Origin of the sequence: Streptomyces sp. NBC_00667, assembly GCF_036226825.1 — a bacterium.
GTDB lineage: Bacteria > Actinomycetota > Actinomycetes > Streptomycetales > Streptomycetaceae > Streptomyces.
In genome coordinates this window covers 274,782-290,767 of record NZ_CP109023.1, presented here as the reverse complement: position 1 = coordinate 290,767, position 15,986 = coordinate 274,782, and the positions used below count along the sequence as shown (strand labels likewise).

The 15,986-nt window shown below is 75.0% G+C and carries 2 protein-coding genes; both read right to left on the bottom strand.

What is annotated here, in order from left to right; translation table 11 throughout:
• Positions 1-75: 75 nt before the first annotated feature.
• Positions 76-4,845, bottom strand: coding sequence for a type I polyketide synthase (locus OHA81_RS33810; RefSeq protein WP_329203125.1), 4,770 nt, complete (start codon positions 4,843-4,845; stop codon positions 76-78).
• Between the two features lie 29 nt (positions 4,846-4,874).
• Complete coding sequence (locus tag OHA81_RS33805) at positions 4,875-15,980, bottom strand: SDR family NAD(P)-dependent oxidoreductase (protein ID WP_329203122.1); 11,106 nt, start codon at positions 15,978-15,980, stop codon at positions 4,875-4,877.
• Positions 15,981-15,986 lie beyond the last annotated feature (6 nt).

The following is a 15,986-nucleotide window of genomic DNA, read 5'->3' as shown; positions in this document are numbered from 1 at the left end:
CCTCTCTGGACGGGGGCGGCGGGGCGGCGGACGGGGGGGACGGGGGGGGGACGGGGGGGACGGGGGGCTCGTGCGTCAGGCGGCCGCGTCGCGCAGGGCCAGCTCGATGAGCGCGTCGCCGTCGAGGTCGTCGATGTGCGCGACCTCGTCGGCTGCGGTGGCGGCGTCGGAACCGGCCGTGCCGTCGGCCTCGGTGCCGGCCTTGATGCCGGCCCTCAGGTCATCGAACGCGCCGCCACCGGAGCGCTGCTGGAGCGCGGACGCTGGCGCGCCGTACGCCGGTTCGCCCCCCGGGGCGAGCGCGAGCAGGGCCGGGAGCAGGCCGGACTCGCGGAGCGCGGACAGCGGCAGGGCCGCCAGCGCTGTGCGGATCCGGATCTCCTCGGGGTCGCCCGCCACCTGCGGCGCGGGGCCTTCGGGGGTGAGGAGTGCGACCAGGTGGGCGGTGACGGCGGCGGCCGTCGGGTAGTCGAAAACGAGGGTCGGGGGCAGCTTGCGCCCGGTGGCGGCGCTGAGCCGTCCGGCGAACTCGCCCGCGGTGAGGGAACTGAACCCGATGTCCTTGAAGGCCCCTTCCGGGTCGACGTCCTCGGGCCCGGCGTGGCCGAGCACGGTCGCGACGGCGCGGCGCACCGCGTCGAGCACGATCTCGTACCCCTCGGCCGGTCCGGCGGCCGCGAGGCGGGCGGTCAGGCCGTCGTCCGCGGGACCGTCCGGCTCGTCGGCGCCCGTCGCCTCGCGCACGCCCGGCAGTTCGGCGATGAGGGGGCTGGGCCGGAAGGCGGTGAAGCCCTTGGCGAAGAGCGGCCAGTCCATGTCGGCGAGGGCCACGCACACGTCCTCGCGGTCGAGTGCCCGGCCGAGTGCCCGGACGGCGAGGACCGGGTCCATGGCGCGCAGGCCCCGGCTGCTGAGGAACTCCTCGCCGGCGCCTTCGCCCATGCCGCCCCCGCCCCACAGGCCCCAGGCCACGGAGGTCGCGGCGAGGCCCTGGGCGCGGCGCCGCTCGGCGAGCGCGTCGAGGGCGGCGTTGGCGGCGCCGTAGGCGCTCTGGCCGCCGCTGCCCCAGACGCCGGCGCCGGAGGAGTACAGCACGAACGCGTCGAGTACGAGCCCTCGCGCGCGGGTCAGCTCGTCCAGGTGGCGGGCGCCCGCGACCTTGCCCGCGTACACCTCGGCGAACGACTCGGCCCCGGTGTCCAGGAAGGCCGCGGAGTGCGGGACGCCGGCGGTGTGGAAGACGGCGGTCGGCGGGTGGGCCTCCAGGAGCGCATCGAGCGCGGTGCGGTCGGAGACGTCGCAGGCCGCGAGGGTGACCTCGGCGCCCAGGGCGCGCAGTTCGGCGGCCAGTTCGCCGGCTCCCGGCGCGTCGGGACCGCGCCGCCCGGTGAGGACCAGGTGGGCGGCGCCGGCTCCGGCGAGCCAGCGCGCGACGTGGGCGCCGAGCGCGCCGGTACCGCCGGTGACCAGGACGGTGCCGCGCGGCGCGTACGCCCGGCGGGCGGGGGCGGTACCCGCGGAGACGAGCCTGCGCCCGTACGTCCCGGAGGGGCGTACGGCCATCTGGTCCTCGGCGTCGGTACGGGCGAGGGCCGCGACGAGCCGGTCCCAGTCCCGGGGGCCGGGGTCCTCCGGCAGGTCCACGAGGCCGCCCCACAGACGGGGCTGCTCCAGCGCGATGCCCCGTCCCAGGCCCCACACCTGGGCGCCGGCGGACCGGGGCAGTTCGCCGGGCGCCACGGCGACCGCGCCCCGGGTGACGGCCCACAAACGGACGGCGGTTCCCGCATCGGCCGCCGCCTGGGCGAGCAGGGTGGTGCCGACGGCGGCGAGGGGCAGGTCGGCGTGGGCGGGGTGCGCGCGCTCGTCGGCGCCGAGGAGGGAGAGGATGCCGGTGGGGGCGTCGTCGCCGTGGGTGGTGAGGGCGGTGAGTTGCGCGGCCAGTGCGGTACGGGTGGCGGTGGCCGGGTCGACGGCCAGCCGCTCGGCGCGGGCACCGTGACGGGCCAGCGCCGCCTCCGCCGCCTCGACCAGCTCGGCGTCCAGACCGTGCGGGACGACGAGCAGCCACCGGCCGTCGAGCCGGGACGCCGAACCACCGGCCAGGCCCTTCCACGTGGCACGGTAACGCCACGCATCGACCCCATCGGCGGCAGAAGAAGCAGGCGCGTGGGCCGGGGCGGAAGGCTCCAGCCAGTAATGCGCACGCTGGAACGGATACGTCGGCAGATCCACCCGACGGGCACCCGTCCCCTCGAACACAGCCGCCCAGTCGACCTCCACACCACGCACGAACAGCTCGGCGACAGAAACGAGGAACCGCTCCAGGCCGCCCTCGTCACGGCGCAGCGAACCACCCGCCACGACATCGGCGGTCTCCTGGATCCCCATCGTCAGCACCGGGTGGGCACTCGACTCGATGAACGTCCCGAAACCCTTCGCCACCAACGAACGGATCGTTTCCTCAAAACGCACGGGGTTGCGCAGATTCCGGTACCAGTACCCGGCATCCAGCACCGGCTCGGACAGCAGTCCGCCCGTCACCGTCGAGTAGAACGGCACCTCGGGCCGCTGCGGCCGGACCGGCCCCAGAACCTCCAGCAACTCGGCTTCGATCCGCTCCACGTGCGCGGAGTGCGAGGCGTAGTCGACCGGTACCTGACGGGCCCGGATGTCCTCCGCCTGCGCAGCGGCCACGAACTCCACGATGGCATCCGCATCACCCGCCACGACCGTGCTGGAGGGACCGTTGACGGCCGCGATACCCAGCCGCCCCGCCCATCCCGCAAGCCGGGCCTCCACCTCAACCAGAGGCAGAGGAATCGACGCCATCCCGCCCAGCCCGGCCAGCTCCCGCCCGATCACCGCCGCACGGAGGGCCACCACCCGGGCCGCATCCTCCAACGACAACGCGCCGGAGACGGCGGCAGCGGCGATCTCGCCCTGCGAATGCCCCACCACCGCATCCGGGACGACACCCAGCGACCGCCACAGCGCGGCCAGGGACACCATCACCGCCCACGTCACCGGCTGGACCACATCCACCCGGTCCAGCGAACGGCCCTCCCGCACCACCTCGACCACATCGAAGTCCACGAACGGCGCCAACGCCTCCGCACACTCCCGCAACCGCGCCGCGAACACCGGCGAGGACTCCAGCAGCCCCGCACCCATCCCCACCCACTGCGTCCCCTGCCCGGGGAACACCAACACCCGACGCCCCGTAGAACCTGCGACGCCCTCCACGACCGTCGGTCCGACGGTGACCTCGCGGTGCTCGAACACGGCACGCGCGGAGGCCAGGGTGTAGCCGATGTCGAGCGGTCGCAGCGCGGGGTCGCGGTCCGGTAGGGCCGTCAGCCCGTCCTGCCGGGCGCGCAGTGCCGCCTTGGAGCGGGCGGTCACGACGCGCGGTACGACCGGCAGTTCGCGCACCGCCGTTTCCGCGACCGGTTCGGCGGCCGGGGCCTGCTCCAGGATCACGTGCGCGTTCGTCCCGCTCACCCCGAACGACGACACACCCGCCCGACGCGGACGCCCCACCTCCGGCCATGCCCGCTCCTCCGTCAGGAGGGAGACGGATCCGGAGTCCCAGAGGATCTGTGAGGACGGTGCGTCGATGTGCAGGGTCCGGGGCAGGGTCCCGTGTCGCAGCGCCATCACCATCTTGATGACGCCGGCGACCCCGGCGGCGGCCTGGGTGTGGCCGATGTTCGACTTGAGCGACCCGAGCCACAGCGGCCGTTCGGGGCCGTGTGCGCTGCCGTAGGTGTCCATGAGGGCGTGGACCTCGATCGGATCACCCAGTTTGGTGCCGGTGCCGTGTGCCTCGACGGCGTCGATGTCGGCGGCGGTGACCTGTGCGTCGGCGAGTGCCTGACGGATGACGCGCTGCTGTGCCGCGCTGCTGGGGGCGGTGAGGCCGTTGCTGGCGCCGTCCTGGTTCACCGCCGAGCCGCGCAGGACGGCGAGCACCTGGTGCCCCTTGCGCACGGCGTCGGAGAGGCGTTCCACGAGGACGATCCCGGCGCCTTCGCCGGGGCCGAAGCCGTCGGCGGCGTCGGCGAAGGCCTTGCACCGTCCGTCGGCGGACACGCCGCGCTGGCGGGAGAACTGCACGAAGACGGCGGGGGTGGACATGACGGTGACTCCGCCGGCCAGGGCGAGGTCGCATTCGCCGCGGCGCAGCGACTGGGCGGCCTGGTGGAGGGCGACGAGGGAGGAGGAGCAGGCCGTGTCGACGGTGACCGCCGGGCCTTCCAGGCCGAGGGTGTAGGCGATGCGGCCGGAGGTGAAGCTGACGACGCTGCCGGTGAGCAGGTCTCCTTCGAGCTGCGCGGACGGCTCGTGGACGTGGGCGGTGTAGCCGCCGTCCCAGGCGCCGACGAAGACGCCGGTTCGGCTGCCGTGCAGGGAGCGGGGGTCGATGCCGGCGCGTTCCAGGGCTTCCCAGGAGGTTTCCAGCAGCAGCCGCTGCTGGGGGTCCATCGCGACCGCCTCGCGGGGCGAGATGCCGAAGAAGGCGGGGTCGAAGGCTCCGGCGGCGTTCAGGAAGCCGCCTTCTCGGCAGTAGGTGCGGCCGGCCGCGTCGGGGTCGGGGTCGTAGAGGCCGTCCACGTCCCAGCCGCGGTCACCGGGGAAGGGGCCCACGGCGTCGGTGCCGGAGGACACGAGTTCCCAGAGGGCTTCCGGGGTGTCGACGCCGCCGGGGAACCGGCAGGCCATGCCGACGATCGCGAGGGGCTCGTGGGCGCGCGCCTGTAGTTCCTTGAGGCGTTCGCTGGTGCGGTGCAGTTCGGTCGTCGTCCGCTTGAGGTACTCGCGGAGCTTGTCTTCGTTCGCCATGTCTCGTCACCCCGTACGTGCTGTGCGGTTCAGAACCGCTCGTCGATGAATGCGAAGATCTCGTCGTCGTCGGCGTCCTCGATGGAGTCGGCGACGGAGGACGCCGCGGTGTCCGCCGGGCCGCCCGTGCCGCTGCCGGTGGCGGTGCCGGTCGTGGAGCCGAGTCCGTGCCACAGGCCGGTGAGGGCCGCCAGCCGGTTGGCGATCTCCCGGTGCGCCGTCTCGTCGGGGCCGGCCGCGCCGTCGGTCCGGCCGGACAGGGTCCCGAACAGGGCTTCCAGCCGGTCGAGTTCGGCCATGACGATGTCGGGCCGCGCCGCGGAGGCGGGCTCGCCGGCGGCCGGGGTCCCGTCCGGGGCGAGCGCGCGGCGCAGGTGGCCGGCGAGCGCGGCCGGTGTCGGGTGGTCGAAGACGAGGGTGGCGGCGAGGCGCAGTCCGGTGGCGGCGGCGAGCCGGTTGCGCATCTCGACGGCCGTGAGGGAGTCGAAGCCGAGTTCCTTGAAGGCGCGGTCGATGACGATCCCCTCGGGGCCGCCGTGGCCGAGTACGGCCGCGGCGTGGGTGCGTACGGCGTCGAGGACCAGTTCCTCCTGCTCGTCGGCGGGCAGGCCGGTGATCCGGTCCGCGAGCGTCTCGGCGGGGGCGGCCGCCCGGTGGGTTCCGCCGCGGGCCCGGGTGTCGTCGCCGACCAGGTCCCGCAGGAAGGCGGGTACGGGCGCTGCGGCGCGCAGGGCCGCGTGGTTGAGCCTGATGGGCACTTGGAGGGGCGCGCCGGCCGCTTGGGCGGCGTCGAACAGCGCGAGGCCTTCGGCGTCGGTGAGGGGCATGACGCCGCCGCGGGCGAGGCGGCGGTGCATGCCGCTCTGGTCGAGGTGTCCTGCCATCCGGCTGTTGCTCGACCACAGGCCCCAGGCGAGGGAGACGCCGGGCAGGCCCAGCGAGCGCCGGTAGCCGGCGAACGCGTCGAGGAAGGCGTTGGCGGCCGCGTACCCGCCCTGACCGGGGCTGCCGAAGAGTGCGGAGGAGGACGAGTAGAGGACGAAGGCCGACAGGTCCAGGTCGCGGGTCAGCTCGTGCAGGTTGAGGACGGCGTCGACCTTGGGGTGCAGGACGGTGTCCAGGGCGCCCGGGGTGAGGGTGGGAAGGGTGCCGTCCGAGAGGACGCCCGCGGTGTGGACGACGCCGGTCAGCGGGTGGGCGTCGGGTATGTCGGCGAGCAGTGCGGCGAGCTGCTCGCGGTCGCCGGCGTCGCAGGCCCGTACGGTGACCTCGGCGCCGAGGGCGGTGAGTTCGGCGATGAGGGCGCTCGCGCCGTCCGCGTCGGGGCCCTGGCGGCCGGCGAGCACGAGGTGGCGTACGCCGTGTCCGGTGACGAGGTGGCGGGCGACGGCGCTGCCGAGGGTGCCGGTGCCGCCGGTGACGAGGACCGTGCCGTGCGGCCCGAAGGAGGGCGGCATGGTCAGGACGAGCTTTCCGGTGTGGCGGGCCTGGCTGAGGGTGCGGAAGGCCTCGCGGGCGTGCCGGACCTCGTGGACGGTCAGCGGCAGGGGGGTGAGGACGCCCGCGTCGAAGAGGGCGAGGAGTTCGCGGAGCATGGCGCCGACGGTGTCGGGGCCGGCTTGGACCAGGTCGAACGCCTGGTAGCGGGTGCCGGGGTGGTCGGCGGCGACGGTGTCCGGGTCGCGGACGTCGGCCTTGCCCAGTTCGAGGAAGTGGCCGCCGCGGGGCAGCAGCCGCAGGGAGGCGTCGACGTATTCGCCGGCGAGGGAGTTGAGGACGATGTCGACGCCCCGGCCGCCGGTCGCGGCGAGGAACTCGTCGGCGAAGGCGGTGGTGCGGGAGTTGGCGATGGCGCCGTCGGTGAGGCCGAGGCCGCGCAGGGTGTCCCACTTGCCGGTGGAGGCGGTGGCGTACACGGTGAGGCCGTGGTGGCGGGCCAGTTGCAGGGCGGCCATGCCGACGCCGCCGGCGGCCGCGTGGATCAGCAGGGACTGGCCGGGGGTGGCCCGGGCCAGGCGGGTCAGGGCGTACTGGGCGGTGAGGAACACGGCGGGGACGGAGGCCGCTTCGGCGTAGGTCCAGCCTGCCGGTATCGGGACGACCATGCGGTGGTCGGCGACGGCGTAGGGGCCGAAGCCGCCCGTCCACATGCCCAGGACCCGGTCGCCGGGGGAGACGGAGGTGACGCCGGGGCCGGTCTCGGTGACGACGCCCGCGCCCTCGGCGCCCATGACGCCTTCGCCGGGGTACATGCCCAGCGCGATGAGGGTGTCGCGGAAGTTGACTCCGGCGGCCCGGACGGCGATGCGGACCTGGCCCTCCTCCAGGGGTGCCAGGGTGTCGGGGGCGGGGGCGAGGCGCAGACCCTCCAGGGTGCCGGTGCCGCTGGTGGCGAGCCGCCAGGCGGGGGTCGCGGCGGGCGGTACGAGGAGGTCGCCGCGCGGGTCGGTGTCGCCGGCACGGGCCAGGCGGGGGACGCGGACGGCGCCGCCCCGGACGGCGAGCTGCGGTTCCCCGGAGGCGAGGGCGGCGGTGAGGGCGGCGGCGTCCCAGGCGCCCGGGTCGAGGTCGAGGAGGGTGAAGCGGCCGGGCTCCTCCGACTGGGCGGAGCGGATCAGGCCCCACACGGTGGCGGCGGCCGGATCGGCGGTGTCCTCGTCGGGGGTGGTGGAGACGGCGCCCCGGGTGAGGAGGGTGAGGGTGGTGCCGTCGAGCCGGTCCCCGGCGTCGAGCCAGGCCTGGGCGAGGTCCAGGGCCCGGTGGGCGACGGTGTGGGCGGTGCGCGCGTCGGGGCGGGGGTGGTGCGGGAAGGACACGGCGACGGTGTCGGGGGCCCGGCCGGTGGCGGTCGCGTCGAGCAGCGCGGGCAGGTCGGGGTACCAGTCGCAGGCGCCGCCGGTGGCTTCGAGGGCGGCGATGACCTTGGCGTGGTCCTCGCCGACGACGGCGACCCGGCGTACCGGCAGGGTGTCGGCGGCGGGCAGCTGCGGCCAGGTGACCTCGTACAGGGCGCCCCCGAGGCGGGCGCGGCCGCCGGTGGCGGCGAGCTGTTCGGGGGAGACGGTGCGCACGAGGAGTTCGGCGATGTCGAGTACGGGGCGGCCGGCTTCGTCGGTGCAGGTCAGCCGGACGGCTTCGGCGCTGACGGGGTGGATGGTGACGCGCAGCCGGCCGGCGCCTTCGGCGTGCAGGCGGACGCCGCGTACGGCGAACGGCATGCGGGCCTGGCCGTCGTCGGGGAAGAACGCGCCGAGGCTCATGGCCTGGAGGGCGGCGTCCAGGAGCGCGGGGTGGATGCCGTAGCCGGCGGACGTGTCGGCGGTGCGTTCGGGCAGGGCGACTTCGGCGTGGACGGCGGCGCCGTCGAGCCAGCCGTCGCGGTAGCCCCGGAAGTGGGGGCCGTAGTCGTAGCCGCGTGCGGTGAACTCCGCGTAGAAGGCGTCGGGTTCGCGGCGTCCGGCGGGCCGGGCCGCGGCGGGGGGCCAGGGCGCGGCGGCCGGGGCGGGCGGCTCTTCTGCGGCGGGGGCGAGTACGGCTTCGGCGTGGCGGTGCCAGGGCGCGCCGGGGTCGGCGTCCGCCTCGCGCGAGTGGACGGTGAGGGTGCGCCGGCCGTCCTCGGCGGCGGCGCCGACGAGCAGCCGCAGTTCGACGGCGCCGTCGTCGGGCAGGACGACGGGGGCCTGGAGGATCAGCTCGTCCAGGCTGCCGCAGCCGGATTGCCGGCCCGCCCACAGGGCGAGGTCGACGAGTGCGGCGCCGGGCAGCAGGACGGTGCCGAGCAGGGTGTGGTCGGCGAGCCACGGCTCGGTGTCGGCGCCGAGGCGGGCGGTGTAGACGACGGAGCCGGATTCGGGCAGTTCCACTCCCCCGCCGAGCAGGGGGTGGCCGGCTTCGCGCAGGCCGATGGAGGCGGCGTCGCCGCGCCGGGCGGGGGCGTTGTACCAGTAGCGCTCGCGCTGGAAGGGGTAGGTGGGCAGGTCGACGCGGCGGGAGCCGGCGCCGAACAGGGCGTCGGCGTCGATCTCGACGCCGGCGACGTGGGCGGCGGCGAGGGCCGTGGCGAACCAGCGGGCGCCGCCCTTGTCACGGCGCAGGGTGCCGAGGACGGAGGCCCGTGCGCCGGTGTCTGCGACGGTCTCCTGGAGGGAGGTCGCGAGCATGGGGTGCGGAGCGGGTTCGAGGAAGACTTCGTGGCCGTCGGCGAGGAGTGCGCGGGTGGCCTGTTCGAACTCGACGGGTTCGCGCATGTTGCGGTACCAGTACGCGGAGTCGAGGGCGGCGGTGTCGAGGAGGCCGCCGGTGACGGTGGAGTAGAACGGGATGTCGCCGCTGCGCGGGGCCACCGGCGCCAGGACCTCCAGGAGGTGCTCCTTGAGGGCGTCGACCTGCGCGGAGTGCCCGGCGGTGTCGACGCCGGGGATGGCCCGGGCGTGGACGCCATCGGCGGTCAGCTCTTCCAGCAGTTCGTGCAGGGCCTGCGGTTCACCGGCGACGGCGGCGGTGCCGGGGCTGTTGACGGCGGCGATGGACAGCCGGTCGCCGAACCGCTCCAGGCGCGGGCGCAGCGCCTCGGGGCCCAGGGACACGGCGATCATGCCGCCCTTGCCGGCGAGGGTGAGCCAGGCCTGGCTGCGCAGGGCGACGATGCGCGCGGCGTCGTCCAGGCTCAGGCCTCCGGCCACGTACGCGGCGGCGATCTCGCCCTGGGAGTGGCCGACCACGGCCGACGGGTGGACGCCGAGGGAACGCCAGGTGGCGGCTAGCGACACCATCATGGTGAACAGCACGGGCTGGACGACGTCGACGCGGCTGAGCGAGGGTGCGCCGGGCACCTGGCGCAGGACGTCCATGACGGACCAGTCGAGGTGGGCGGAGAGCGCCGTGTCACAGGCGAGCGCGGTGTCGCGGAAAGCCGGTGAGCGGTCGAGGAGCCCTTCGGCCATGGCGGGCCACTGGGAGCCCTGGCCGGGGAAGACGAACGCGACGCGGTCGCCGGGTCCGGCGGTGCCGCGGAGCGCGGCGGGGTGCGGCCGGTCCTGGGCGAGGGAGGCCAGGGCGTCGAGGAGTTCCTCGCGGCTCTCGCCGATGACGGCGGCCCGCTGGTCGAAGCGGGAGCGGGCCGTCAGCAGGGTGTACCCGGCGTCGGCGGGGTGGAGCGCGGGATTGTCGACGAGTCCCGTGCGCAGGCGGGCCGCCTGCGCACGCAGCGCGGGTTCGGAGCGGGCGGACAGCAGCAGCGGGACGGTGACCTCCGCCCACGGGTCGCTCTGCTCGCCGGGGTCCGTGGCGGGGGAGGCGGCCGGGCGGGGGGCCTCCTCCAGGATGACGTGGGCGTTGGTGCCGCTGATGCCGAAGGCGGAGACGGCGGCGCGGCGCGGGGTTTCCCGCTGCGGCCAGGGGAGGTCGTCGGTGAGCAGCGCCACCGCGCCGGAGGACCAGTCCACGCGGGGGGTGGGCTCGTCGACGTGCAGGGTGCGGGGCAGGGTGTCGCCGCGCAGCGCCAGCACCATCTTGATGACGCCCGCGACTCCGGCGGCGGCCTGGGTGTGGCCGATGTTGGACTTCACGGAGCCGAGCCACAGGGGGGTGTCGGCGGGGCGCCCTTCGCCGTAGGTGGCGAGGACGGCCTGCGCTTCGATGGGGTCGCCGAGTTCGGTGCCGGTGCCGTGGGCCTCGACGGCGTCCACGTCGTGCGGTTCGAGGCCGGCGTCGGCGAGGGCCTGGCGGATGACGCGCTGCTGGGAGGGGCCGTTGGGGGCGGTGAGGCCGTTGCTGGCGCCGTCCTGGTTGACGGCGGAGCCACGGATGACGGCGAGGACGGGGTGTCCGTTGGCTTCGGCGTCGCTGAGCCGCTCCACGACCAGCATGCCGGCGCCTTCGCCGAGGGCCACGCCGTCGGCGGACGCCGCGAAGGCGCGGGAGCGGCCGGTGGGCGACATGACGCGCTGGCGGGAGAACTCGACCAGCATCTCGGGGGTGGACATGACGGTGGCGCCGCCGACGAGGGCCATCGCGCATTCGCCGCGCCGCAGGGACTGGACGGCGAGGTGCAGGGCGACCAGGGACGCCGAGCAGGCGGTGTCGACGGTGACGGCCGGGCCTTCGAGGCCGAAGACGTACGAGAGCCGCCCGGACATGACGCTGGCGGAGTTGCCGGTGCCGAGGTAGCCGTCGAAGTCCTCGTCGCCGTTCTGCAGGAGCGGCATGTAGTGCTGGCCGTTGGTGCCGACGAACACGCCGGTGCGGCTGCCGCGCAGCACGTCCGGGTCGATGCCGGCCCGTTCCAGGGCCTCCCAGGAGGTCTCCAGCAGCAGCCGCTGCTGCGGGTCCATGGCGAGGGCCTCGCGGGGGGAGATGCCGAAGAACTCGGGGTCGAAGTCGGGGGCCTCGTGCAGGAACCCGCCCTCGCGGACGTACGTACGGCCCTTCGCCTCCGGGTCGGGATCGTAGAGGCCGTCGAGGTCCCAGCCGCGGTTGGCCGGGAACGGGGTGATGGCGTCACCGCCGTCGCGCACCAGCCGCCACAGCTCGTCGGGGGTGTTGATGCCGCCGGGGAAACGGCAGGCCATGGCGACGACGGCGACGGGCTCGCCGTCCCCTCCGGCGGGGGCGGTGGTGAACGGGCCGGCCGTGACGGGCTCGGGGTCGGCGCCGGCCGCCAGCTCGTGGAGGTGACGGGCGAGGGCCGCGCTGGTCGGGTGGTCGAAGACGAGGGACGCGGGCAGGCTCAGCCCGGTGGCCTCGCGGAGCCGGTTGCGCAGTTCGACGGCGGTCACGGAGTTCACGCCGAGGTCCTTGAACGCCCGGTCGGGGGCGATGTCCTCGGGCGAGGTGTGGCCCAGCGCGGCGGCCACCTGCGCGCGCACCAGTCGCAGCAGTTCCCGTCGCTGTTCCTCGGCGGGCCTGCCCCGCAGGCCCGCCGCGATCTTGGTGTCGGCGGCGGTCCGGGCCGCGGCGGCTTCCCGCTCGGCCGCGCGCAGCGCCCGTACGGCGGGCAGTTCGTCGAGGAGCGCGGAGGGCCGGGCGGCGGTGTACGCGGCGGCGAACCGCTCCCAGTCGACGTCGGCGACGGCGAGGCCGCTCTCGCGGCGCGCGAGGGCCGAGTCCAGGACGTCCAGGGCCCGCTCGGGATCGAGGAACGACAGGCCGGCACCGCGGATCCGGTCGGCGGCGGGCCCGGTGAGGGCCCCCCGCCAGGGGGTCCAGGCGACGGACGCGGCGGGCAGGCCGCGGCCGCGCAGTACGTCGGCGAGCGCGTCGAGGTGGGCCGTGCCGGCCGCGTAGCCGCCCTGGCCGGCCCCGCCCCACACCCCGGCGACGGAGGAGAAGAGGACGAACGCGTCCGGTGCGGAGCCGCTGTCCGCCAGGATCTCCGCCAGGCGGACGGCCAGGTCGGTCTTGGCGGCGACGGCGGCGGCGAAGCCCTCCGTCGTGGTCCCGGTGAGGGTGGCGGGCGAGGCGGGCGGCGGGACGACGTACAGGGCCGAAGGGGCGTACCGGCCGAGCAGTTCCCGCAGTTCCCGGTCCGAGGCGGGGTCACAGGGCGCGAGGGTCACGCGGGCCGCGAGGGAGCCGTCGAGTTCCCGGGGGAGGCCGTCGGCCGGTCCGGCGAGGACGACCCGGTCGGCGCCGGCGGCGAGCAGCCGGCCGGCCAGGGGGGCGGCCACGGCCGCGAGGTCACCGATGACGAGTACGGTGCCGCGCGCGGCGGTGGGCGCGGAGGAGCGGCCGGCGTCGGCCTGGACGAGGCGGCGCCCGTAGGTGCCGGAGGGCCGCACGGCGACCTGGTCCTCGGCGCCCGGGGCGGCGAGGACGGCGGCGATCTGCTGCCAGGAGCGCGCGTCGGGCCGGGCGGGCAGGTCGAGGAGACCGCCCCACAGGGCGGGCAGTTCGAGGGCGGCGACCCGTCCGAAGCCCCAGAGCTGGGCCTGCGCGGGGGACGGGGTCTCGGCGGGCGACACGGCGACCGAGCAGGAGGTCACCGCCCAGAGCCGGGCCGTGGTACCCGCGTCGGCGGCGGCCTGGGTGAGGGCGAGGGTGGCGGCGACGCCGAGCGGCAGGCCCGCGTGTTCGGGGTGCGGGCCGTCGGCGAGGGCCAGCAGCGACAGGATCCCGGCGAGCGGGGGGCCGTCCGGGCGGTCGGCGGCTTCGGCGAGCCGGGCGCGCAGGAGGGACCGGTCGGCATGGGCCGGGTCGAGGGTGAGCGTCTCCACGGTGGCGCCGAGGGCGGCGAGGGCCTGGCGGGCGGCGTCGGCGTGGTCGGCGGCGGCCGGGGAGTCGGGGGCGGCCGGGGAGTCGGGGGCGACGAGCAGCCAGCGCCCGTGCAGGCGGGCGGCCGGGTCGTCGGTGCGCAGGCTCTTCCACTGGACGCGGTACGCGAGGGAGTCCCGCGGGGCGACCGCCGCCGCCTGGGTGGCGGGGGCCGGGGGAAGCCAGTAGTGGGTGCGCTGGAAGGCGTAGGTGGGCAGGTCGACGGGCCGGGCGCCGGTGCCCTCGAAGAGGGTGGCCCAGTCGATGTCGACGCCGCGGACGAAGAGTTCGGCGGCGGAGGTCAGCAGCCGCTGGAGCCCGCCCTCGTCGCGGCGCAGCGACCCGGCGGCGAGGACCTCGGCTCCGGTGGCCTCTGCGGTCTCCTGGATGCCCATCGTCAGGACGGGGTGGGCACTGGACTCCACGAAGGTGGTGAAGCCCTTGGCGGCCAGGGAGCGGATCGTTTCCTCGAAGCGGACGGGGTTGCGCAGGTTGCGGTACCAGTAGGCGGCGTCGAGGGTGGTGGTGTCGGCGAGTTCGGCGGTGACGGTGGAGTAGAACGGGACGTCGGCCCGGCGCGGGGTGATCGGGCCGAGGACGTCGAGGAGTTCCGCTTCGATCCGCTCCACATGTGCGGAGTGGGAGGCGTAGTCGACCGGTACCTGACGGGCCCGGATGTCCTCCGCCTGCGCGGCAGCGACGAACTCCACGATGGCATCGGCGTCACCCGCGACGACCGTGCTGGAGGGGCCGTTGACGGCGGCGATACCCAGCCGCCCCGACCACGCCTCCAGCCGTGCCTCCACCTCAACCAGAGGCAGAGGAATCGACGCCATGCCGCCCAGCCCGGCCAGTTCCCGGCCGATCACTGCGGCACGGAGGGCCACCACCCGGGCCGCGTCCTCCAGTGACAGCGCGCCGGAGACGGCGGCAGCGGCGATCTCGCCCTGCGAATGCCCCACGACCGCATCCGGCACCACACCCAGGGAGCGCCACAGCGCGGCCAGCGACACCATCACCGCCCACGTCACCGGCTGGACCACATCCACCCGGTCCAGCGAACGGCCCTCCCGCACCACCTGGACCACGTCGAAGTCCACGAACGGCGCCAGCGCGTCCGCGCACTCCCGCAACCGCGCCGCGAACACCGGCGAGGACTCCAACAGCCCCGCACCCATCCCCACCCACTGCGTCCCCTGCCCCGGGAACACCAACACCCGACGGCCCGGGGTGCCTGCGACGCCCTCCACGACCGTCGGTCCCAGGGTGACCGAGCGGTGTTCCAGCATCGAGCGGCCGGTCGCGAGGCTCAGGGCCACGTCCAGGGGACGGAGGGCGGGGTTCTGCTCCAGGTGCGCGTCCAGGCGGGCGCTCTGGGCGCGCAGTGCGGTCTCGGACTTGGCGGTGAGGACGAGGGGAACGACCGGCAGTTCCCGCTCAGCGGACTCCACCACCGACTCCACCACCGGAGCCTGCTCCAGGATCACGTGCGCGTTCGTCCCGCTCACCCCGAACGACGACACACCCGCACGACGCGGACGCCCCACCTCCGGCCACGCCCGCTCCTCCGTCAAGAGAGAGACAGCACCCGCCTCCCAATCCACCTGCGACGACGGCACATCCACATGCAGGGACTTCGGCAGCCTCCCGTGCTCCAGCGCCATCACCATCTTGATGACACCACCCACACCCGCAGCAGCCTGCGCATGCCCGATGTTCGACTTCAACGACCCCAACCACAACGGCTCACCGTCCACCGGCCGCTGCCCATACGTCGCCAACAACGCCTGCGCCTCGATCGGATCCCCCAACCGGGTCCCCGTACCATGCGCCTCCACCACATCCACATCAGCCACACCCAGACCGGCACTCTCCAACGCCGCCCGGATCACCCGCTGCTGCGACGGACCGTTCGGCGCCGTCAACCCATTGCTCGCACCGTCCTGGTTCACCGCCGAACCCCGCACCACCGCCCACACCCGATGACCCCCGGCCACCGCGTCAGACAGCCGCATCACCAGCAGCATCCCCACACCCTCGGCCCAGCCCGTACCGTCCGCCGCATCCGAGAACGCCTTCACCCGGCCATCCCCCGCAAGCCCCCGCTGCTGCGAGAACTCCACGAAGGTGGAGGGCGTGGCCATGACGGTGACGCCGCCGGCGAGTGCGAGGTCGCACTCCCCCGCCCGCAGCGACTGGGCGGCCAGGTGCAGGGCGACGAGGGAGGAGGAGCAGGCCGTGTCGACGGTGACCGCCGGGCCTTCCAGGCCCAGAGCGAAGGAAATGCGGCCGGAGACCACGCTGCCGGAGGTGCCGGTGCCGCCGTAGCCGCCGGCGTCGTCGCGTGCGGCGGGGCGGTCGGTGCCGTAGTCGTGGTACATGGCGCCGACGAAGACGCCCGCGCGGGATCCCCGCAACGACGAAGCCGGAATACCCGCCCGCTCCAACGCCTCCCACGACGTCTCCAACAGCAACCGCTGCTGCGGATCCATCGCCACCGCCTCACGCGGCGAAATACCGAAGAAGTCCGCATCGAACTCCCCCGCCTCATGCAGGAAACCACCCTCCCGCACATACGAACGCCCCGGAACACCAGGCTCCGGATCAAAGAACGACTCCACGTCCCACCCACGGTCACCCGGGAACGGAGACACCGCATCCACACCCGACGACACCAGATCCCACAAACCCTCCGGCGAGCCCACCCCACCCGGGAAACGACACGCCATCCCCACGATCGCCAGGGGTTCGGTGCTCCGCTCCTCGGCCTCGCGGAGGCGTGCTTGCGTCTCGTGCAGCTCGGTCATGGCGCGGCGGAGGTACTCGCGGAGCCTGGCCTCGTTGCCCGTGGTGGAGTCCTGGCTGGTGGCGTCGTGAGCGGACACGGCTCT